Origin of the sequence: Rhodohalobacter barkolensis (assembly GCF_002834295.1) — a bacterium.
In the GTDB taxonomy this organism is placed as follows: domain Bacteria; phylum Bacteroidota; class Rhodothermia; order Balneolales; family Balneolaceae; genus Rhodohalobacter; species Rhodohalobacter barkolensis.
Window position 1 is genome coordinate 1177249 of the sequence record NZ_PISP01000001.1, and the last position, 23366, is coordinate 1200614.

A 23366-nucleotide genomic window follows, 5' to 3' on the forward strand; every position below is an offset into this window, starting at 1 on the left:
ATATGAAAAAATTTCTACTCTTTCTGGCCATTCTTTTTCTACAATTTGAACTTACTTCGGCACAATCTTTTCGAGATGGTGTACAACTTTATGAAAGTGAACAGTACGAAGAAGCGATAGAGATATTCAGTGAGTTGGATACAGAAGAAGCACTTCTTTTTATTGGCAAGAGCTATCTTGCTTTGGGGAATTACCCACTTTCAGTTGATTATCTAAACCGGGCGCAGGAAAGTAACCGGGCTTCTATCAGTCAGGAAGCGCAATACACCAAAGCTGTAATTCATTTTCGAACAAAGAATTTTTCTGAAAGCCTCAATACATTAGGGCAACTGATTGAAAGTGATAATCGAACCGGTATCCAGGTTGATGCAAGGAGATTTTATAATCAAATCATTCGATATTTAGATATAAGGGAGCGTTTTGTAGCAATGCAGAATGCTGAAAGGCCCTCTCTTCGTTTAGATATAGCCCAAAATTCTAAAAGACAGTTAGATCCTCCCCTGTTTCGTTCTCTGGTGAATGAGCTTATACGGCTTGAACCCAATTCCACACTGCATGGAGAACTTCTTGAAACCTTAGAGATGGATCAAGAAAATTCAGACTCTACATTTCAGTATCCAAGTCCTCCGGAAGGCACAGTTTATCACATAGGCGTTGTACTGCCAACATTTGATGAAGATGATCCCGATTTTACCATTCCTAGAAATCTCTATTATGGAATAATGCTGGCTGCAGATGAATTCAACAGTCGCAATAACGATAAAAAAGTAGAGCTTATCTTTAAGAATTCTGCAGAAAATGCAGACACCACAGCAATGGCTGTTACTGAGCTTACCTGGGCTCATCATGCAGATGCCGTAATTGGCCCCCTCTTTTCTGAACCGGCCAAACAGATGGCCCGGCTGTCAGAAGAGTACCAAATTCCGATGTTAGCACCACTGGCAAATTCAGATGAACTCAGTCTGGATTATAACTATACCTTTCAAATCAATCCCACTTTTGAAGTTCACGGTATAAATATGGCCCGATATGCCGTTCAGGAGCTTGGACTTGACACATTAGCCGTTATCACTGAAGCCGAGTCTTTAGGCCGTCAGTCAGCACTTGCATTCCGAAAGGAAGCCGAACGACTTGGAGCATATATCTCCTACTTCTTTGAAGATGATTTTGCATCCATCGGCTACGATATGAGTGAGTACACCGAAGTATTTACTCCCGACGAGGCATTGATCGACTCATTAGGACTTGTGCCTACAGAAGCAATTTTCGCCCCATTTACAGGACAAGCTTCATCAACTATGGCCAGTCTTTTAATGAATGACCTTGAAGCCATGGGGAGTCGACAAATAATTCTGGGATCAGAAGAGTGGCAAGATGCTGACCTTTCCGCTTATCAGGAACGAACTTTTGAAATTTATCACACCCGTGCAAGTGGATCTGCAGCCGATTCATCAACAGTTGCCTACTTTGAAGAGGATTTTGAAACTCGGTTTGGCACAGCGCCGGACAGATTTGCAAGTATTGGATATGATACGGCAACTTTCCTTTTTCAAAGCCTCGAAACAGCAGGTAATCCCAGCTATTTAGGTCGTGTATTAAGAAGTAAACAGCCCTACAACGGGTTGGCGCTTAAAATCCATTTTGATGGAAACCGTATAAATCAAATGCTATATATCCGACCTTTAACGCCACGTGCTGAAGAGAGATTCAATGGCAATGAAAATGCTGATAACTGATTCGGATTAAAACCACACATTCTTAAAGAGTGACTATCGGGAATATTTACCACCTGGAATTAATTCAACTGATCTGCTTCTATCAAGAAAAGAGTATTAAAACTATTCTCTGTTTTGAGACTCCAGCCGTTCGCGCTCATCACGTAATCGATACTGTTCTCTAATCCATCTCCTCCACTCTGCACTAGCCTGCTGATGCTCTTCAAATGTACGCGTAAAACGGTGTGAACCGTCCGGAGCAGCAACCATAAAGAGAAAATCATGTTCCTCCGGCTGAATAACGGATCTTATTGAAGCTTCATCAGGATTGGTAATGGGACCAGGCGGTAATCCCGCATTGATGTATGTATTGTACGGGTGATCAATCCGATAATCTTCAAATAACAAGCGCCTTCGTTCACCCAAGGCATAAATCACAGTGGGATCGGCCTGAAGTCGCATATTTCTATTGAGTCGATTCAGATAGAGTCCTGCAATTCTGGGTTTCTCATCAGCGACCTTGGCCTCCATCTCTACAATAGAAGCAAGAGTTACAATTTCACTGATCGAGTATCTGCTTTCCCCGATTTCATCCTGATATCTGTTTGATATCATACTTTCAAATTCACTATAAATCCTCCTAACCGCATTTTCAGGCGCTGCTGTCCAGTAAATCTGATAGGTATTCGGCAACATTCTAGAAAACAGCTCATCACCGGTTAATCCATATTCTTCTGCAATCTGTGAACTATCTGAAAACAGCTCCAAAAATTGTTCAGAATCTGCCTTTAACTGTACTCCAAGTGTTAAGGCTAATCTCTCGGGATCACTTCCGGATAGTACGGTCACTGATGCCGGATCCTGAATACCTTTGGCCATATTCGACAAGAACTCTTCATATGAATGCGCTCCATCAACCCTGTAGAGACCGGTTCTAAAATTTCTCCAGCCTAATACCCTGCCGGCCCACTTCAGCTCATCACTATCTAAATTTACACCCAGATTATCCATCATCAAAGCCAGATCATCCAACCCGGTCCGGTCGTTCAGATAGATTTCTATAGGGATATCAGACTGTATTGCAGAAGGTTGGTACAACCGGTAGTTTCGCCATCCGGCTGTAATCAACAATACAAGGATAAATAGGATAAAAAGAGACAGAAGCTCTTTCTTACTAAAAGGATTCATTATGATTTTCTTGTGATCAACTTTATCTGAAAACGAGATGAATATACGGTTTATTTAAAAGAATCCCTGTTTGGCGGATATGCTATTTATAGATCTCGATTAGGGAGAGGTTTCCTTTCATAATATGTAATTCTGAGTGTAACGAAGAATCTCTAGAATTTAACTTCATAGTGCAGGAGATCCTTCACTTTCGTTCAGGATGACCTAATCGTCATTCTGAGCCTGCGAAGAATCTCCCGGCTTTCATCTTCATAATGAAGAGATCCTTCACTACCGTTCAGGATGACCATACCCGTCATTCTGAGTACCTCGAAGAATCTTTTGAATTAAACTTTATAGTGAAGAATCTCTCGAATTCAGCTTCATACAATGATCCGGATCAGAAAAATTTCACTGCTGTTTTAAATTAGTATGCCATTGGGTGGCAACATTTTCTCAAGATATTCGTATACTTAATTAGTTATTTGGTTCCGCAAGGAATCAAATGCCCTAAAGAACAGCCTCAGGTTTTGGTCGACCTGAGGCTCTTTTTATTTATACTCTTTTTGTTCTTTAAAAGGTTGGATTAAAACGGATCCAAAAGGCAGGCTTACCATCAAACTCTTTTAAAGGCCAGGCAATCTCCGCTCTGAATGCACCTGTACCCAGTCCAAATCCGGCATCGTGATGTAAATCTGAGAATTTAAAAGATGAGAATCCTGAAGTTGCGCTGGCTTCCGGACCGTCCGCCAAAACCGGGCCGTCTACAAATTCGGTATCTTTCGTCCAACCGGAATCCAAAAATAGTAATATGTGCATGTTATAATCTCTCATCCAAACTCCGGGTTGAGAAGAAGATCTGCCAAACTGAACTTCTAAATTACTCAAAAGCATATTGTCACCCCGAAAATATTTATATGGAGATCCCCGCAGAGTGCCCACACCACCCAAATAGAACTGTTTAAAATCGGGTACATCTCCGGTAATTCCACCGGCTTTTAATCTCCATCTCAATACTGATCCGGGTTCAAAATTGTAGAATAGCTTCAGCTCCGACCAGTATTTGTTGTAGCGGTAATTTTCATCACTTTCACTATTATCGGCAAGCTCAGCGCCAACAGTTGCTGCAAACGTAAAACGATTGGCTAAAAGAACATTCCTTGGATTAAATGATAACGCAAAACTATATCGATCCAGATCAATTTCATCAGAACCGACATCAATGGCTGGATTGATCCGATAGGGACTCGCTTTACCAAAGAGAGACCAGGTTGTGTTTCTTTCTAAAGATCGAAAGGTATCTCTGTTGTACGAAAACGAGGCTTCAATCCATCTCTGAGTTCTGTAGGCTGCATATAATCCAAAACCTTCCATCTGATGGTAATCCTGAAAATCGTAGGAGGCAAAGAATGATGTTATGGAGTTTTCAATCAAGCCGATACGATCATGGTCTTCTGTTGATGTGGCTTTGTGAAACTCACCACCGATCATGAGTCTTTTCTCTACGCCTATCAATTTTTCAAGACCCAAAGCATATTCCCAATCTTTTGAAGCCGTTCCATAGCCAATAAATCCGTGGGGATGAATCTGTTCAATATCTAAAAAGCTGCTGTATCGGTGCCACTGCATTCTCTCCTTTCTAATTCCTAAGAACAGACCATTTACTCTGTTAAAGTGAATCATCGGAAGATTTGGATACTGACTGTATAGCTCATTACTGTAGTATGGGCCAGCCTCAAACCCTCCACCCAGGTCGACTCCGGTGTAGGATAATCGTCGTGCCACGCGCTCTGCATCACTTCTCTCATCAGATTCAACCCGTGCAGAATCGACACTTGTTTGCTCCATTCCAAATAATTCTTCAAGAGATTTATTGAAAATCGGATCTCGTTTGAACGGGTCCTCTTCCGACTGCTGAGCAAAAGATACAGCAGGAACGAGTACAAATAGTGTGATTGTGAAAAGTATTAAGCGTTTCATAATTGCAGGTACGATTAACCACTGTTAAAGTTTCAATTTTCCGGCACTTTTAAGACCATCATCGTGATATCATCATGAGGATCAACTCTTCCGGACCAGGTTTCAGCAAGCTGATTTAATTGTTGGATGATATCCGATGAACTAAAGTCTGCAGAGTTCATCAACACATTTTCAATTTTTTCCATACCTAATATCTCTCTTTCCGGGTTGAAAAGTTCCGTTAATCCATCACTCATGATTAGTAATACATCTCCTTCATCCAGAGTCAACGATCTCTTTTGATATGGGTAATTTACATTTCCGCCGAGTGGCAGCCCCCTCAAGAGAATCTGTTCTACTTCATTCTTTTTTTTGGAATAGTGAAGCACAGGTGGCATTCCGGCAATGGCCAGTTCAACTTTACGCTTGTTGCAGCGCAATAATATGAATCCCATATACATCAGGTGCATATTCAAATTCCGCAGACCTGATGAAATCCTTGTAAGCATATTTAGAAGATCCACTTCGTGAACTAACGTGTGGAAATAACTTTTTGCTGCTGCTACCATAATACCGGCTTTTAATCCGTGTCCGGTAGCATCTCCCAATGCTAATACCAGTGAACCATCTTGTTCAACACTGTAATCGTAGTAGTCTCCACCCACTTCCGTTGCCGTATCCATATACACAGCCAGATCATATTCGGGCAGAGAGGGCATTTTTTTCGGTAGCATTGATAACTGTAATGCACGAGCTTCTTCAAGCTCTGCAGATTTTCTCTTATTCTCTGCTTCCAAAAGTCGTTTCTCAATTTCACGCTCTTTATTGATTCGCTCCTGCTCAAGCGTACGTTCTGACAGATCCTGAACCTCAATCAGCTTTTGCTGTAAATTCTTTTGAGTTGAGGCGAACTCCCTGGATAAGAAAATGGACATGGAGAGAATCAGTAGACCGGAACCGGCCATATTGATGATTTTAACATCACCGGCCACAAATTGAAAATTTATTAAAATGCTGATAATCAATCCTACCACAAAGAAAAGCATCCCAACACCTATGATCCAGGCCCCCGCTTTTCTTTTTCGAAACATGATGTAAAGTGTACGCAGCAATTCTGCCACAAAAACGAGGATAATTACCTCCCTGAACCATACCAAATCCGTTGGATAAAAATAGACGAATACAGCCGAAATCAACCCAAAAGCCAACACTACATTAGAGTAGATTGACCTCTGTTTTTGATCAATACTGTGCATTAAACGAACTGCAAAAGCCAATACAATAATCTCAAAGAAGAGTGCAGATTTTAGAAAGAAAATTGAAGCAAATGTGTCGTTTGCCATTTCAATCCGATACAGGAAATAGGTAATAAAGAGTAATCCTCCCGCAAACAGTGAAAAATAGAGGTTACGCTTTTCCTTGGGATAGAAAAGAAACAGCAAAAAATGAATCAAGGAAAAGGTGAGTAAAATACCGGCAAAGAACATGCTTATTCCCGTCCAATCGGAGATAAATGACAACACCTGATTTTGATGAGACTTCCAGTCTGCCAGTAAAAACCGGAATCCATTATTCCCAAACATACGCTCCGTCTCTACGTTGTTGGGGTTAATAAAACGAACAGCAAGAGTTTGAATGCCGTTATCCGGAAATACTATGACCGGGAGCTCATTTCCACTGTACGATTCGGCCCGTTCTGGGTTTGTTGAAAACCGCCCCAGTTCATAAATTTTCTCTCCATTCAGATAAATCTCAGAAGCTCCCAAATGGCGGTCTACAACAAGTGCCAAAGGTTTACCTACCAGCCCCTCTCCCACTTTTATCCGCTTTCTGAACCAACCTATTCCATCCCACTCTACAAACGAAAGGTCTGCCGCTGTCAGATTTGTGCTAATCACATTCCATTCGCTGTCTTCAAATTCCGGATTTGCCCACTGCACATTATCGCCGGCTTTAAATTTCCAACGGTCGCTAATGTAGATAATCCGCTCACTGTCCGACATGCTTTCAGCTGATATCTCTTCAACTTCAAACTCATCAAATTGAAAGAAGGTATCTTGCGCCCCCGCCGATTGAGCAGTCAGACCGATCAAAATTATTCCAAATAGTACCTGTATTAACCGTTCTGTTTTCACCCTTTATCTACTGTTGAGATTCCCGAACTTTTATTGATCCGGCAACTGTCTTTAAGTTTACCGGTATACCGCCCTCTCTAATCTCCACTGAGGCATTTCCAAAACCAACACGCTTTGTAATTCCGGCATCTCCAAGTTCATCAAAATTGAAACTAAGTCCTCTCGCATCAATATCATATCCGGCCATCTTAGGGAGTGTCAGATCAATATCACCGGTTGTAGTCTCCAGGTACACCCCAATCGACACTTCCTGGAAGTCAGACTGAATATCACCGCTGGTTGAAGCCGCAACCAATGTGCCTGAAATTCCCGAGGTTACGATATCTCCGGTAGTCGTTCTCAGTCTGATTTCACCGTAATCTCGGTCTGCAGTAATATCTCCGCTTACCGTTTTTGCGTAGATATTGCCCTTTAAATTATCAAGCATAATATCTCCCGCTGTGGAAATTGCCCGAATTTCACCGGTCATATTCCGAATATTCAAATTTCCGGCAAGATTTTGAACATAGTGCTGCCCTTCTACATTATCTGCATCAATTTTACCGTTAATACTTCTCAGATTTAGAGAGGCTTCTTTGGGTACCTGTATAGAGAAATTAAACTTTACATCATCTGCAGACCGGTTTGATCTCCGATCTTCCACTGAGGCAATTATTGAATTCCCCTGTTTCTGGATAATGATTCGGTAGTTATCCAGGTTTCGGGTGCCAGACCATAGCGAAAACTCACGTTTTACATAAAGGTCAATTTGAACTCCCTCTATAGCGGAATTTTGAACAACCTCTATATCGCCGGAAAGAGTATTTATGTTGATCGTTGGGTTATGATCAACTCTGAAAAACTCCGATCGATAAGGATCTTCCTGATTAGATATTTCAGAATTGGCAGAATGTATTAAAGCCACGGTAGATTGTGCAGTGCTGCTTTCCGTTAGCGGCACCATCAGAATCAACAGGATGGGGAAAAACCGGCTGAACTTGTAAAATCTGAGCTTGTTGATCATTTTTAGCTAATCTTAACTGTGAATGTCTGACCTACTCTACGCAACCATTCAGATAGGGTTTCAGCTAAAAGAGCTTTTTAAATGAATCGATCAAAAATTGTATATGCTCTGCCAGATCTTTCCCAATTAACTTCGCTCCTTTTTGAATGTCCTCTCTGGGCACATTTTCTGCAAAGCGTTTGTCTTTCAGCTTTTTTCGAACGGATTTCACCTTCATATCTGAAAACCCGTTGGGACGCATCAGTGAAACTGCATTCATAAATCCGGACAGCTCATCACAGGCAAAAAGATATCGTTCAATTTCTGTTTCCGGCTCTTTTCCGGTTCGATCGGGTGCGTGAGCTTCGATGGCAGATATAACATCCTCCGGGTAACCCGCTTCCGGAAGGATTTCCTCTACAGCTTTTTTAGGATGTTCGTCAGGGTACTTCTCCCAATCCAAATCGTGCAGCAGACCGGCTGTCCACCATTTATCAACTTCGACATCCGATTTATCCAAAGATTTCGCATACTCCTCCATGGCCTTTGCAACCATTTTAGAGTGATGCTGCAGATTTTCATTTTCAATAAATTTTGTCAATAGATTGAGCGATGTATCTCTTGAAGGCATCATACGTTTATCTCCTGCTTAATCTCAAGCGCAATTTTACGATTAAACTCAAAGGCAAAATTCTTGTAATTTATCATATCCACGATTGTACCAATAAAACAGAGACCTGCGGTTAAAAAGTAGAGGATTCCCATTCCAATATGGCCAACAAAAAACCGATGAATTCCGGCAACGCCGAAAAATCCGATCAGGGCTAAAATCAACAGAAGCATCGGATCTTTTCTCCGAGCGCGGTATATTTTTATAAACAACTCAACTTTATCTTCCGGTAATTCATCTAGTAATCGATTGATATACTGCATTTCATCGCCTTCCAGTTCAGGCATGTATTCAAATACTTTCATTGTTCTGAGTTGTTATGTTTAATATTTAAGTTTCGACGAAAAATAGAACCGATGCGGCCAATAATAATCAAAATTGCAAGAATTCCCGCCGGATGCATCGATATGGAGGCCAATAAGTCGCCCCGAAACGCATGTGATATGGAACGTCCGAGTCCTTCACCCGGGCAGAATTCAAAACCCAACCTTTCAACCGGACAGAGTGTAGCAGCTTCTGAAAATGGGTCGAGCAATGCCATCAGTATCAGTCCGGCTGTTAAAGCCATCCATTCAAAATGCAAAAAAAATAGTTTTTTGAACGATCCTGAAATATTCATACTTATCTATCTTACAGGTTCACTATCAACAGATTAAGCTTACATATTTTATCCCACTATATGAAAACCAATATTCGATACGCAAGAGCGGCTACTTTGTTACTGTTTATAACCTCATTTCTTTTTTTTGGTTCGGAATTACTCTACGCTCAGCAACAGCAAACAACCGATTCACTACGGGTTGATCTGGAAGAAATTGTGGTAGAATCATCCTATTCAAATATTACCATCGATCGCGCACCGCTTTCAGTAAGCTATAAGCTTAGAAATCCACATGAGTTAATTTCACGTCCGGCTGCCACCATGGATGAGCTTACATTTGCCTTACCCGGTGTATTCATCAGCAACCGCGAGAACTACGCGTTGGGTGAACGGATGACAATTCGCGGACTCGGCTGGAGATCTCAGTTTGGAGTGCGGGGTGTTCAGGTCATAATGGATGATATTCCTTTAACTGTGGCTGATGGCCAAACAATTATGAATATGGTAGATCCGGCAATGGTAAGTCGTGTTGAACTGCTCAGAGGACCATCCGCTACATTTTGGGGGAATTCCAGTGGCGGTGTTTTACACTTATCAACAAGACCCCGGGCTGATGCCCCAACTTTCCAATACCGTGGATATGCAGGGTCGCACAGTTCCGTTAAACAGGAACTGAAGCTGAATACCAATATTGGCAATGCCAGACTTTACGGGTACGGCACCTATTTTGAAACGGATGGATTTCGGGATCATAGTGCCGCCAGGATTTTTCGGGGAGGACTTAATTTTGAAAAACCTGTTGGCATTAGAAGCAGACTTTTGATCAGAACTGCTTTTACATCTATGCCCAAAGCGCAACACCCCGGAGCCCTTACTGCAGAAGATGCTTCTTCAACCCCTACAGCTGCTACACCCAATTTTGTGAGCAGTTCGGCAGGTAAAGCTTTCGATCAGGGAATGCTCTCCGCTTCATTTATACAAGAACAAATGAGAGGTATCTGGGATGTAACCGCCCACGCTGCCTATCGGGATCTGGACAACCCGCTTCCATTCGGATATATCGGACTGGACCGATTAGCCGGCGGTACAAGAACTACGTACGAATTTACCACTCTGCCCTTTGACCTTAATTTTGGAGCGGAAGTCAAATTCCAACAAGATGACCGCTTAGAAACGGATAATATCGATGGCGAAAGAGGGAACGACGTTGAAGTACAACAGACTGAAACCGTTACAAACGGTGCTCTTTTCGGTAGAATCGCTATTCCTATTAGTGATAGATTGACGACTAGCTTCGGGTTACGCTCTGACTGGCTTCACTTCAATACGAATGATGAAATCGGGATAGCACAAGAAGGAGACAGAACTTTTTTCTCTCTTAACCCAAGTGCCGGACTCGCCTACCGCTTTAATCAGGCGCGATGGTTTTTCAACTTTAGCACTAGTTTTGAATCACCGACCACCACCGAACTTGTAAACAGACCCGAAGGTGGAAACGGGTTTAATAAAAATGTAGAACCCGAAAAAACCATCGGTTTAGAAACCGGTGTTCAAGGAAATCAGGGACGCTTTTCCTACGATTTTACAGTCTTTGCCATGCAGGTAGAAGATCTATTGTTTCCTTATCAGACAGAAGAAAACGGACCCACCTTTTTCCGAAACGAGGGGAATACTCGCCATTACGGTGTAGAATCTACTGTAGGAGTTGCATTGCTACCCAATCTGCAAGCAGATCTTATGGTCACTTTTTTAAGTGCAACATTCAATAATGGAGAGTATGATGGAAATGATATACCCGGTGTAGCTCCTTTCAGATTTGGATCAATCATTACTTACACACCCGGCATACATAATTTCAGCCTGGACAACGAGTGGATTGGAAGTTACTTCGCTAATAACGTAAACAGTATTAAAAATGACTCCTATACACTGTTTAACTTCCGTTGGTCCGCTACTCTTGAGAATATATTCTCCGGCGTTACAGTGAATCCCTTCATCGCCATTCAAAATATTTTTGATACACGATACAATACATCTGTAGCCATTAATGCCTTTGGCGGAAGATTTTTTGAACCCGGTAGTGACCGGAATTTCAGGGCAGGTTTACAGATCGGATTTTAAAGAATCAGAATCTAATAAATCCCTTTACCACATCTCAAAATCGCGGGAAACGAAAGCACTTAACGTTGTAAAAGTGCTTTCGGATGTCTGATTTTATCCGTTCTGCCGTTAGGAAAAATTTAGGAATGCATCAAACGGGCTTAAATCGATGTATTCCTATAGTATATTTTAATAATCAAGTTAATTTTTCCCAGATCAATTATTTTTTTTTGTAACAAAAGGTTTAATCAGATCTCTTGATTACAGAAAGATGAAATTTAATTTTACAACTATGTTAAAGCATCTATTTCTTGTCCTGGTCTTAGCCGGGTCTTATTATTTGTGGGACCAAAAGCCAATTAAACATGGGGTTGGAGTTACGGCCCCAGATGCTCCTGTGGTTGAAAGGGGATTTCAGTTAGCTGAACATAATTTCAAACACTATACCCTAGAGCCAAAGTATAGATTAAAAACGACAGCAAGGGTTGTATCCAATAAGAGATATTGGTTTGATGAAAAAGCTGAACTAGCACCTGTAGATTTTGTACTGGGTTGGGGTGAACTCTCAAATGAACGAATTTTAGATCAGGTAAAAACACCGATCAGCCGCAGAGATTACAAAATAGATGTGATTCGTCCACCCATGACATTTAATGAAATTCGGAGCAATCTTCTCTATATGCATGCTATACCTGCCAATGAAACCATTGCAGATCAGCTAAAGTCGATCAAAACAGGGCATATCGTTTCAATTCGTGGTTTTATTGTGGATGTATACGACCGCGCAGACGTACTTTGGACATCGTCAAGACAAGGAAATTCTGCTAAACTCGACAACTCTCAATACGTTCTCATTGAATCACTTGATGTTCTTGAATAACACTTTTATAAAGTTTATTGCTAAATAGGTTCTAACAAACTATTTTAGCACTCGAACAGGTTCTTATCCTCCCCAGGATAAAAACTGAATTAAATATACAATGGGAACTAAGTTGGGATTCTATTATGGAAAATCGTGAAGTTGGAACTGTTAAATGGTTTCATAATGGCAAAGGTTACGGGTTTATCACGAGAGAAGGTGGTGAAGACGTATTTGTACACTACTCAGAAATTCAGACAGACGGTTTTAAAAAGCTAACTGAAGGTCAAAAAGTTGAATTTACTATTGCTGAAGGTGATAAGGGTCTTCAGGCTAAAGAAGTGATTGAACTTGCTTAAATTATTAAAAAGGCACCCTCAAAACGGTGCCTTTTTTCATTTTATCCTCTCCTATCTTTAATGCAGTGGCTTAAACACATTGTCGTAGATCTTATAACAACAATAGTTATTGCATTGGTTGTTTTCTTCGACGCCTCCCCTGTTTTAGAGTATGTGATCTATATCTATACCGGTTTAATGGTTGTGGCCAGGCTGTTTTCCTTATTTAGCCAAAATTTCAGGGCAATTACCAAAAAACAGGTTTCTGAAGTTCCGGTCTGGATTTACCATCTGCTCTATTTTTTAAATACTCTTTTCTTATTATTGGGCACATTCTACATTACCGCTTCCGGATGGATATTTATCTGGTTTGTTGCCGCTTATGTATATAAACGGCAATCTTAAATTTAATGTGTTCAGAATTATGTCAGTTAAGAAGTTTACATTAACTATTTTGGTTATTGTTATTTGCAGTTTGTCCTCTCAGACTGTAAAAGCACAGTTGAGTGATGCTGAAAAAACCTCTTCCTTCACACCCTCTTATTCAATATCCGGTTCCTATGCACCCTACTCTTTCCGGGCATGGGGAAAAATGCTTAATACAAGACATCTCTTTCTGAAGTTAGGGTACTCACACTCTGAATTTGACCTTTTCTCTATACGCACACATCTCAGTTCTGAATTAATTTTAACCGGTTGGCTTCGTTATCCTCTCGACGGACGCAACGGTCAACGGGAAACTCTGTATGGTTTTGGCATGATTCCGCTAATTGCAAATATGCCGCTGAGCCGCGGAAACCATTACCCTTTTATTACCAGCTCCCTGGGATTTATCATTACCCAAAACCACTTTCCTAATCTAAACGGAGCCCGGTTTAACTTTTTGCTGGGCACCGGTGCAGGATATCACATTAAAACCGGACCCGAATCAGCCGTTCAGTTTGGATACAAAATACACCATCTTTCAAACGGATATATGGCAAATGAAAATCCCGGTATTGATTCTGTTATGCTCTTTGTAAATATACTTTTTAATCCATAGAATTTGCTTCACCTTACTATGGATGTACATTTTTATAAAAATCTTGACTGCACCGGTCATTTTCTAAATCTGGCTAAACCTGAATTCTATACTCCCTTACCCGATAACTGGTGTATAGCCGTATCTGATGTCAGAAATTCAACTCGGGAGATCAAGAATGGTCGATTCAGGGATGTAAATCTAAATGGTGCCTCATTAATTGCCGCAATCAGTAATGCCATACCCGAAACGGAACTCCCCTTCTCTTTTGGCGGTGATGGATCCGTAATTGCTTTCCCCGGATGCTATCGTAAAAAAGCTGAAGAGATTATCAAAAGATGCCGGACACATGCCAAAAAGCATTTCAACCTGGATTTAGCAGCCGGTATTGTCCCGATATCTGACTTATACGAAGAGGGACACCCATTAATGGTTGCAAAATTCCAAACATCAGAACATGTAAACCAGGCCTCTTTCCTGGGTAATGGAATTATCGTTGCTGAAGAATGGGTAAAACAAAACTCAAACGAGGAAGAATATTCGAAAGCTGACACGAATGTTGACTTATCCGGATTGGAGTGCCGATGGAACCCATTTCCTGCAGATGAACTAGCAATTTCATTAATTGTTGATGTTATCGAACCATCATTCAATTCCCAGTTTCAGATTTATCAGTCTGTACTATCAAAGATTTATCAAATATTTGATGACGTACATTCCAGCCCAATTAAAGAGAAGGATATGAAGCTGACCTTTCGATTTAAAAATATGTGGTCTGAGGCCAAAATGAGAAGTAAAAGTGAATGGTATAATCGAATTCGATACTTCATAAAACTCATCTTTTTACAACTGACGGGGAAGTATTTTATGAAATATGATGTATCTACAAATAAGACCGACTGGGGCGATTATAAGCCGGATTTTGTCAAAAATTCTGATTACCGAAAATTCAGCCAAAGTCTGAAAATGGTCATAACCGGATCGCTTCAGATGAAGAATGAACTGGAGAAATTTTTGGATTCATTATACAAACAAGGATTGCTTGTTTACGGTATTCACGTCACCGATTCAACCGTAACAACCTGCTATGTAAAAGAGTATCAAAGCAATCATATTCATTTTATTGATGGTACCGGCGGCGGATATACTATGGCATCCATCGATTTTAAAAAGCGATTGAATAAACTTCAACATCAGAAAACTGAACTGGTCAGCAATAACTAATTTCGTTTATTTTATAAGAACGAATCATTGATTTCATACGTTGAACAACACATGAAATTACTATTTTTTATTCTTCATCTGGTTTTACTTACTGCAACTGTGGCCTGTTCGCAAAACGAACAACAGCAATCTCAGGAGAATAATGAACCCTTGAGTTTACACAGTCACATCGAAGATTTGACCTATTCTATTGCCATGTCAGACACTTCAAATAATGATAAAGTTGTTCGTACCGAAGAAGAGTGGAAAGAACTTCTTGATTCCGGCGAATTTCGTGTTCTGCGTAAACAAGGAACAGAAATGCCCTGGGTGAATGAGTATAACAGTCTTTATGATGAGGGGGTTTATATTTGCAAAGGGTGTGGACAACCTCTTTTCAGCTCCGAAACCAAGTATAACAGCCGGAGCGGCTGGCCAAGCTATTGGGCTCCAATTCGAGAGGATGCCGTGGAAGAACGCGAAGATAACAGCATGTTTATGACACGCACGGAAATTGTCTGCAGCAGATGTGAATCTCATATCGGTCACGTATTTGAAGACGGTCCGGAACCTACCGGCCTCAGATACTGTATGAATTCTGCCGCAATGAAATTTCTTCCCAAAGACGAGTAAGCGCCGTTTTCATAGGATTTCCATCTTATTTGTAACTAAAAATGGAGTTTCCCGTATATTTTTAGGTATGTTCTCAACACATTAACCTAACCTCATCTCATGTCAAATACGGGAAAATCACGAAAGGCAACATCCATACACAAGGCTGAATTTGATCCAATTCTTAAAAAGTATGTCTACATTGGTACATCACTATTCCTGGCTATTACCATTGTAGGACTGATTCTTCTTCCTTTTTGGCTCATTCTGGGCAAAATTTATATCGACCGGTATTTTGAGAGTCTTTACTGTGAATTAACGACCAGAGCACTTCATTTTAAAAAAGGACTTTGGTTCGTAACCGAACGATCCATCCCACTTGACAAAATACAGGATCTTACATTTCACGAAGGACCTGTTCTGCGCTGGATGGGTTTAAGTAAATTGATGATAGAAACAGCGGGAAACAGTGCTCAGGGGATGTCGGATATGTCTTTAACAGGGATTATAAACGCACGCGAATTCAGGGAAATGGTAATGGATCAACGGGATAATATTACAGATCGGGCCCATTACGCCGAAAGTTCTTCTACGATAGATAGCTCATCCGGAAATGATTTAGCTCCAATTTTAACGGAGATTCATAAAACTCTTCAGAGTATCGAACAGAAACTGGATCGAAACTGATGAAATTTCTCATCCAGTCAATGCATAAAAACGGATAAGAAATATCGTCAGACCAAAAAAACAGTGCGTTAATTGAGCATGGTTTTTTTGGCAATCTTCCTGTTATAGATCTTAAACAGTACGATGGCTACACCCCACTGGAGCAGTACAGTTGCAACAGAAAATGGACTCAACGGATTGTACCAGGTGTCCGGTGCAAAACTTGTAGCGCTCAGGTAGATCCACCATGTAAGTAGGCTAATTACTTCTATCGGAATGACATAGCGAATAATAAATGACCACCATTTGCCCAGCTTAAACCTGCTGTGCTCATTATTAACCAGTGTTGTTCTGAAATTCTCAGTCCCAAATTTCATCACTGCAAATGATATCAGGCCTCCGGAAACCATCAGGCCAATTCCCCAAACAAAATCCTGATTTGCAAATACATCCAGCGAAATTGCTGATGGCAAGCCAAACAGAAATCCGGCACTACATACTGCAATCGTTGCCTTGGTACGCGTAACTCCCATATCCACGAAGACCTTTGTAGCCAATTCAATCATTGATATAAGAGAACTAAATGCTGCAAACGTTAAACCCAGGAAAAAGATGATAGCAAAGAACTTACCACCCGCCATGACTTCAAAAAGCTGAGGCATCCACATAAAAGTTAATCCGGTTGATGCCGGTCCTGAGTCGCGCATAATATCCAACACCTGGCTATCCGTCATATCACCACCCAGTGTTCCAAAAACAGTAGAAAATATGATTACTGCAGCCGTTAACGAAACCAGGTTGTTCCCAATACCGGTTTGAAATGCACTAATGGTAATGTCATCCTTGGTACGCATGTAGGCTCCATACGTCAAAATCAATCCCCATGCGGCACCGGTATCCCAGGCATTTTGGGTGAGTGCCTCCAGCCAGATACGCGGTTCTTTCAAAGTAGCCCAATCCGGAGTGAACAGATAGGTGATACCTGCCCCGCTTCCTTCAAGAGTAAGGGCCCGGAAAAGGGATATAACTAAAACCAGAAGCAGTGACGGAATCAGAATTTTATTCATTCGTTCAATGCTCTTCACCCCTTTCAAAATAACCAAACCACCCAGGGTTATCATTATGGCATGAAAGACGGAAGGCATGATTGAGGATTGAAATCCATTCCAAACCATGTTGGCCTCCTCAACATTTTGAGGTAGAGGAGCAATGATCGATTCTACGAAATAGTAAAGAGACCATCCGGCAACCACACTGTAGTAAAACATAATGGCAGTAGCTACAAAACCGACAAATGCTCCAAGCCAGGCAAATTTCTCACCGGCCATTTTCATATACGATCCAATAACTCCTTTACGGCCGTTTCGTCCTATACCATACTCCGCAATAATTAATGGTATAGACCACATAAATAGAAATATGGCCCAGGCAACTAAAAAAGCTCCGGCACCTGTTTCTCCGCCATTTTCAGCAGCTATGCGGGGAAATCGCCAGATATTACCCGTTCCAACTGCAATTCCCAATACACTTAAAATAAGTCCCCATTTAGTCGCAAACCGTTCTTTACCGGTACCTTTATCTGCCATTCTGATAGATTTTCTTATTACTTTTTACTTTTACACGTCAGTTGATAAACATTTTTACTGTATATGGCAAGCAGATTTTAAATCATATTCGATCTTCTCGTTTTTCATTGTGCATTCAAATAGCGATTCGGTATATTTTTGACTTTCGTTAGTTATCGAAATTCGGATCTGATCATTCTAGACATTCGTTTAGATAACTTTCATAAAAAATCATCGGATTTTCCGATCATCGGCAACCAATTGTAACAGTCATCAACCACATGAATTTTACGTCCATTTTTGCTGAACACCGTACACGCAACAGGTTTTTTGCTTTTATCAGCTTCCTGTATGCATTTATCATCTATACCCTAACCGTCGCTCCCACAACTTCTTTTTGGGACCCCGCCGAATATATTGCCATCTCCCATACGCTTCAGATTGCTCACCCGCCGGGATCTCCATTTTTTGCAATCGTTGGGCGCATTGTTTCGATGTTTGTACCGGCAGAGTTTGTTGCACTGAGCATAAATATGATTAGTGTTACAGCCTCTGCATTCACCATCATGCTGCTCTATTTGATTGTGGTACGCCTGATTGAAGAGTGGCGCGGAAATGCAGATGATATGGACGCAATAGATAAAATCGGTCTATATGGGGGCGGACTCTTTGCAGCACTTACATTTACCGTAACTCATACACAGTGGTTTAATGCAGTTGAAGCAGAGATGTACGCTTCATCGATGTTCTTTACTGCCCTTGTGGTTTGGATGGCTTTACGATGGTCTGCTCATCATGATCAACCCTATTCTGAGCGATGGCTTATTCTCATTGCCTATATGTTTGGGATCGGTATTGGAGTTCACCTGCTTAATCTGCTTGCGCTCTTCTTTGTTGCCATGATTGTTTATTTCAAAAAACGTGAGTTTACGATACTCTCCTTTTTAGCTATGGCCGGAATTTCAGTGGTTGGCTTTTTATCCGTCTATCCGTTGACAATTATTCACCTGCCTAACTTCGCGGGTAGAATTGGTGGAATGACCTACGGCCTGATCGGTCCAATGACGTTTGTCATTTTCATTTTTGCTGCAATAGCATTTGGCCTGTACTATACACACAAGAAAGGCATGCGTATTGCAAATATGGTACTGCTGGCCTACACGATGATTATTATCGGGTACTCCAGTTATGCACTGATCATGATCCGCTCTCAGGCAGAACCTCCGATAGACCAAAATGATCCTTCAGAAGTTCAGGCTTTTGTAAACTACCTGAATCGTGATCAGTATGGATCGGCACCTCTTTTAAAAGGAAATACATATGACAACCGTACACAGAACATAGACCGATCTGAAGAGACGCTTTTCCCCAGAAGACATTCAAGTCAGCCACGACATCTTGAATACTACAGGAACTTTGATTCTGATTTAGGCTATTTCTGGGAGTATCAGGTAAATCATATGTACCTCCGCTATTTAAACTGGAATTATATTGGCCGGGAAGCCGATATTCAGGATACCGGTTGGTACTCAGGATTCTCGGATACTCGGCATGCAGATAACCCTGCAAATACCCCCTACTTTTATCTGCCGTTTCTGTTCGGCTTGTTTGGGATTCTATATCACTTTAAAAATGATTGGAAAAGAGCTTTTGCAGTAACTGCGCTATTTTTCCTTACCGGACTTGCGATCATTTTCTATCTCAATCAAACGCCGTTCGAACCCCGTGAACGGGATTACGCTTACGTGGGCTCATTCTTTGCCTACGCTATATGGGTTGGGATTGGTCTCACCGGAATTATGGAACTGGTCAAACAGTTTGCAGGCAATAATAAAGCCGTCACCTACAGTGTGATTGGCCTATCGTTTATTGCGGTTCCCTTTTGGATGCTCACTGAAAACTGGCACACCCACGACCGAAGTGAAAACTACGTTCCACGGGATTACGCCTACAACCTTCTCAATTCTGTAGAAGAAAATGCAATTCTATTTACCAACGGAGACAACGACACCTTTCCATTATGGTACCTTCAGGAAGTGGAAGGAATTCGTACAGACGTTCGAGTTGTTAATCTCAGCCTGTTAAATACAGAGTGGTATATCAAACAGCTGCGCGATAGACAAACTCACGAAGCTCTGCCCTTACCGATAAGGCTTACAGATGAAGAGGTGGACCAGATGACATCTCAGCTGGAACTGCATGATCCGCAGGAAATTGTGATCCCTGTGAACAAAGAACTTCTTACATCAGTTTTTGAAGCAAATCCTGATCAAATTGAGAACAACCCGGAAGGGTTTAGTGAGATCGTATCGGCCGGAGGTGCGGATAATCAAATGTTGATTAATCAAATGCTAATGGCCACGCCTTATTCACTTCCTGTTGAAGAGCTGGATAATGAAGTACGGTTTTATCTGGAGGGACGTCCGGCAGGCAGGGATAACCAAGGCAACACGAGATACTACCTGCAAACTCAGGACCGGATGATCCTGGAAATTCTTCGGCAAAACCAGTGGTTACGGCCTGTCTATTTTGCAAATACCGTATCCAGATCCGGACTCATGAATCTTGAACCTTACTTCCAGTTTGAAGGAAAAGCCTTCCGTATAATGCCAATCAAGCGACAAGTGGGTTCTTTTGGACATGTTGAACCTGAAGTACATGCAGACAGACTTGAGAAGTTTGAGTTTAATGAGTGGAACTCCCCAGACGTCTATTTTGATGAAAATGTCCGCAGAATGCTCGGTAATTATCGATATGGATTCACACAATTAGCTGACGCTTATCTGCAACAAGGTGATGTAGAACAGGCGGCATACTGGCTGAAGTACGGCGAAGATATGATTCCATTTCGGGATATTGAGAACGATTGGACCATTGCCGCTCTCTACGCCTTCAGATACATGCGTGTGGACGAAAATGAACGAGCTGTTGATTTAGCCGAATTTATACAGGAACGCCTGATGCACGATCTCAGATTTGACATGCGCGATCTGGACCGATACGAAATCCGAATGGAAAATCTGGATGAAGAAATTAGTCAGGCTCGTGCGCAAGCCAATACCGGCAAAGCTCAAAGTCTGCAGCGTGAACAGCAACGATATTCTCAACAGCGCGATAATGTTATTGAAGATGTCAGCTTTACGGTAAGCCGGTTAACAATCCTTCAAAACATCTATTTTGAAACAGACCGAACTGAAAAGGCTGAAGAACTGGCCATTGAAGTTAATATTATGACCGATGGCCGTCTACCTCTTCCTGAGGATATTGAGGGAAGCCGTCAACAGATTGAACAATTTGGGTTGGGAGTCTGATGCTTCCTTTAAAACCGATTATTTAATCTTAGGTAACCAGATTGTATATTGAACAATATTCAACTAAGACAGACAATTGAATTATGATTCATGAATTCACAAAAGAGAACATCACCACCATTGGTGACATTCTGAATACCAAACCCAAACCGTTGGGTGATGATGTTTTTAGATTCGAGGTTACCAATGAGGAAGCAGGCAGTAAACTTGCTTTGGAGATCCATCTCGGCCTTGAAGTGGACGATGAGCGGATGAATATGGTTACAGTCTACTCAGGAAGTACTTTTCTTCAGCTCCACAACTGCACGGCTTTCATTGCCAGTGATATCCTGAAGCAGGTTACCTTTTTTGGGAAAAACGGAACCAATACAACCGGTTTAATTGTGGAGCAGAGTGCCGGATGCAGTATGTATGCAAACGTAAACGATGCCGTTTTGAAAGGTGACTTTACTAAATTGCCCGAAGACCTGATGATGTGCGGAGTAGCCATGTCTCTGACCGATACCGCCGATCTGGATAACTTCTCCTTTGATGATGACGAACTTTCCTGACATCCCGACTGAGCCGGATGATAAACTGATTATCAATAATGAGTCGGGAGAAGCTGTGCCTGTTGAGGAGCAGGTACTGCTGAAACTGATAAATATTACTGAAGAGAAAGAGACGATCCGTTATAAAGAGATTGAATTGGTCTATGTTGATGAAAAAGAGATTGTCCGAATTAACAAAGAGTTTCTGGACCGCGATTACATAACCGATATCATTACCTTTCGGTATGACGAAAATAATCCTGATGCCATTGAGGGAACTCTCTACTGTTGTGCACCCCGAATTGCAGAACAGAGTGCCGAATTTGATAACGACCTGAAAACAGAATATTTGAGAGTGTTTGTTCACGGCCTGATTCATCTTGCCGGATATGACGATCAAACAGCTAAAGAGAAAGAGCGGATGACAGAAAAAGAGGATCAGTACCTGGAAGCACTTAACTCATTGTCGTGAGTGCCGCGGCCAGCTATACCCTTCTAATTGTTGAATCTCCGGTGATTGCCCGCATCATTCAACGGGTTGCTCCCTCTTCTGTTTATGTTTTATCTACGAATGGATATGCGTGGAAACCGGTATATGACGCCGAAAGAAATCAACTCAAAGCAAAAGCGGATCCGGATCAACTTGGTTTTCGTAAAGAACTGAAGCAGCAGGCAAGCTGGGCCGGAAATATCATCATTGCAACGGACCCTGATCCCTCTGGAGATTTTATAGCGTGGTCTATTTGTAAATTTTTAAAGAATCCATCCATTAAGCGATCACACATTCAGCATTTAGGTCGAAAAGGGATTGAACGCTTAATCAGCAGTGCTGAAGTCATTCAAACCGATCTGCTGGAACTTAGACTCAAAAACCGGTCACTCATCCGTCATCAATGGAATAAAACGGGACGTCGACCATCGATGGAAATTGCCGCACTCTCTTCAACCTTTTCATCATACTTTGCCTATCAGCACTTCGCAGATCAAAAAGGTCAAATCTGGTATTCGAACCGATCAATTCAATGCGCCTCGGATGAATGGATTCAGGTTCAAAATTCCATGTCAGACTCAGAGTATCACTCTGCAAATCCACTCTCTACATTTGATCTGCTTCAGCTTGCTTACGAAAAGGACATATTCAGATCCTTTGCCAATGCTCAGGAAACACTCCAACAGTTATTTACTCACACGCTTGATTACAGTGAAGAGTCCTTGATCAGCTATCCTCGTACGTCGGCAAACTCATACTTCAGTGAAACCTGGGCATCCTTACAACAGCAATTTTTTCAGCTTAATCATACGGGTGAGTTCAAGCCGATGTTCATTCGAAATATTGCAGGACAGGAGGTGTCCCATGAGAGCCTTTACCCTATTAGCCTGACCAACACTCCGGATAAAGTGGGTGGTGAGCTCCTGAGTACTTTGAGAGACCTCTACGATCTGATTTACCATCAAACCCTGAGGGCAATCACGGTTCCAACCGAAAAGCATATGGCTTACCAAACTGCATTTCATCAGGATGTTCAATTCTACAGCACCACGAATAAATCTGAAATTTCGAACACAGAACTGCTGCCCATTCGCACAATTTCTGAAATCGGTTCCCTGTTATCTTCTCATCGTGTTTTATCACCCTCTTCATTCGGAGAAAAACTGGATCGATGGATATCACAGAAATATCTTGAAATGGACGGAGCTTTTCTGAAACCCGGTAAATATCTGGCTCCATATGTAAACGATGGGCCACAATATGCAGATCAGATTGAACAGCTCTTTAATTTGATAGATGAACAGAATCTGAAAGCTGAAACTATTGCGTCAATACTTTCGTGAAAGCAATTAGCGCGCTTTGAATAAACTCCCATTTTGCCTTTAGAGTGACCTATGAACATTTCTGAACCCAATGACCGTTTAAAAGAAGAACAGTCTTCA

At 41.6% G+C, this 23366-nt stretch carries 21 protein-coding genes; 13 read left to right on the forward strand and 8 right to left on the reverse strand.

The features are described 5' to 3' along the window. The first annotated feature begins 2 nt into the window (after window positions 1-2). Window positions 3-1736, forward strand: coding sequence for an ABC transporter substrate-binding protein (locus CWD77_RS04885; protein WP_101072091.1), 1734 nt, complete (start codon window positions 3-5; stop codon window positions 1734-1736). 102 nt (window positions 1737-1838) lie between these two features. Here the strand turns inward: CWD77_RS04885 and mltG are convergent, their stop codons facing one another. The 7 genes from mltG to CWD77_RS04920 form a co-directional block, all read right to left on the reverse strand. Continuing rightward, complete coding sequence (mltG, locus tag CWD77_RS04890) at window positions 1839-2903, reverse strand: endolytic transglycosylase MltG (RefSeq protein WP_101072092.1); 1065 nt, start codon at window positions 2901-2903, stop codon at window positions 1839-1841. Between the two features lie 552 nt (window positions 2904-3455). Next, window positions 3456-4862, reverse strand: coding sequence for a BamA/TamA family outer membrane protein (locus tag CWD77_RS04895; RefSeq protein ID WP_101072093.1), 1407 nt, complete (start codon window positions 4860-4862; stop codon window positions 3456-3458). A gap of 32 nt (window positions 4863-4894) precedes the next feature. Then, window positions 4895-6976 carry a PP2C family protein-serine/threonine phosphatase gene (locus CWD77_RS04900; RefSeq protein ID WP_101072094.1) on the reverse strand — a complete coding sequence of 694 codons (2082 nt, stop codon included), beginning with the start codon at window positions 6974-6976 and terminating at the stop codon, window positions 4895-4897. A 7-nt stretch (window positions 6977-6983) separates the two neighbouring features. Beyond that, entirely contained in the window at window positions 6984-7979 is a 996-nt protein-coding gene (locus tag CWD77_RS04905; protein WP_101072095.1) for a DUF4097 family beta strand repeat-containing protein, read from the reverse strand. Window positions 7980-8043: 64 nt separating this feature from the next. Then, window positions 8044-8592, reverse strand: a complete 549-nt coding sequence (locus CWD77_RS04910; RefSeq protein ID WP_240596655.1) for an HD domain-containing protein — start codon at window positions 8590-8592, stop codon at window positions 8044-8046. Further along, window positions 8589-8933: a TM2 domain-containing protein gene (locus tag CWD77_RS04915; RefSeq protein WP_101072096.1), complete on the reverse strand. Its 345-nt coding sequence runs from the start codon at window positions 8931-8933 to the stop codon at window positions 8589-8591. The genes CWD77_RS04910 and CWD77_RS04915 overlap by 4 nt, the downstream gene beginning before the upstream one ends. Next, the gene (locus tag CWD77_RS04920; protein WP_101072097.1) at window positions 8930-9247 is read right to left on the reverse strand and encodes a DUF2752 domain-containing protein; all 318 of its coding nucleotides are present in this window, start codon (window positions 9245-9247) and stop codon (window positions 8930-8932) included. Before CWD77_RS04920 ends, CWD77_RS04915 begins: the two co-directional genes overlap by 4 nt. A 60-nt stretch (window positions 9248-9307) precedes the next feature. On the opposite strand from CWD77_RS04920, the gene CWD77_RS04925 reads away from it, so the two are divergent. The 8 genes from CWD77_RS04925 (at window position 9308) to CWD77_RS04960 (ending at window position 16049) form a co-directional block, all read left to right on the forward strand. Beyond that, window positions 9308-11350, forward strand: coding sequence for a TonB-dependent receptor (locus CWD77_RS04925; RefSeq protein ID WP_101072098.1), 2043 nt, complete (start codon window positions 9308-9310; stop codon window positions 11348-11350). 271 nt (window positions 11351-11621) lie between these two features. Then, window positions 11622-12209, forward strand: a complete 588-nt coding sequence (locus CWD77_RS04930; RefSeq protein WP_101072099.1) for a hypothetical protein — start codon at window positions 11622-11624, stop codon at window positions 12207-12209. Window positions 12210-12334: 125 nt separating this feature from the next. Further along, on the forward strand, window positions 12335-12547 hold the full coding sequence (locus CWD77_RS04935) for a cold-shock protein (protein WP_101072100.1): 213 nt from the start codon (window positions 12335-12337) through the stop codon (window positions 12545-12547). A 60-nt stretch (window positions 12548-12607) separates the two neighbouring features. Next, entirely contained in the window at window positions 12608-12931 is a 324-nt protein-coding gene (locus tag CWD77_RS04940) for a hypothetical protein (protein WP_101072101.1), read from the forward strand. 19 nt (window positions 12932-12950) lie between these two features. After that, complete coding sequence (locus tag CWD77_RS04945; protein WP_165779075.1) at window positions 12951-13568, forward strand: acyloxyacyl hydrolase; 618 nt, start codon at window positions 12951-12953, stop codon at window positions 13566-13568. Between the two features lie 18 nt (window positions 13569-13586). Next, window positions 13587-14771, forward strand: coding sequence for a DUF3095 family protein (locus tag CWD77_RS04950; RefSeq protein ID WP_101072103.1), 1185 nt, complete (start codon window positions 13587-13589; stop codon window positions 14769-14771). A 51-nt stretch (window positions 14772-14822) separates the two neighbouring features. Next, the gene (msrB, locus tag CWD77_RS04955; RefSeq protein ID WP_101072104.1) at window positions 14823-15383 is read left to right on the forward strand and encodes a peptide-methionine (R)-S-oxide reductase MsrB; all 561 of its coding nucleotides are present in this window, start codon (window positions 14823-14825) and stop codon (window positions 15381-15383) included. A gap of 99 nt (window positions 15384-15482) precedes the next feature. Further along, entirely contained in the window at window positions 15483-16049 is a 567-nt protein-coding gene (locus CWD77_RS04960; protein WP_101072105.1) for a PH domain-containing protein, read from the forward strand. Between the two features lie 68 nt (window positions 16050-16117). Here CWD77_RS04960 and CWD77_RS04965 read toward each other — a convergent pair whose 3' ends face one another. Continuing rightward, the gene (locus CWD77_RS04965) at window positions 16118-17614 is read right to left on the reverse strand and encodes a sodium-dependent transporter (RefSeq protein ID WP_101072106.1); all 1497 of its coding nucleotides are present in this window, start codon (window positions 17612-17614) and stop codon (window positions 16118-16120) included. Window positions 17615-17874: 260 nt separating this feature from the next. On the opposite strand from CWD77_RS04965, the gene CWD77_RS04970 reads away from it, so the two are divergent. The 4 genes from CWD77_RS04970 (at window position 17875) to CWD77_RS04985 (ending at window position 23267) form a co-directional block, all read left to right on the forward strand. Beyond that, window positions 17875-20904, forward strand: coding sequence for a glycosyltransferase family 117 protein (locus CWD77_RS04970; RefSeq protein WP_240596657.1), 3030 nt, complete (start codon window positions 17875-17877; stop codon window positions 20902-20904). A gap of 83 nt (window positions 20905-20987) precedes the next feature. Beyond that, window positions 20988-21455 (forward strand): hypothetical protein, encoded by a 468-nt coding sequence (locus CWD77_RS04975; RefSeq protein ID WP_101072107.1) that lies wholly within the window; start codon window positions 20988-20990, stop codon window positions 21453-21455. Beyond that, window positions 21436-21906, forward strand: a complete 471-nt coding sequence (gene ybeY, locus CWD77_RS04980) for an rRNA maturation RNase YbeY (RefSeq protein WP_240596659.1) — start codon at window positions 21436-21438, stop codon at window positions 21904-21906. The genes CWD77_RS04975 and ybeY overlap by 20 nt, the downstream gene beginning before the upstream one ends. Next, window positions 21903-23267 carry a DNA topoisomerase gene (locus tag CWD77_RS04985; protein WP_108722890.1) on the forward strand — a complete coding sequence of 455 codons (1365 nt, stop codon included), beginning with the start codon at window positions 21903-21905 and terminating at the stop codon, window positions 23265-23267. The genes ybeY and CWD77_RS04985 overlap by 4 nt, the downstream gene beginning before the upstream one ends. Window positions 23268-23366: the final 99 nt, after the last annotated feature.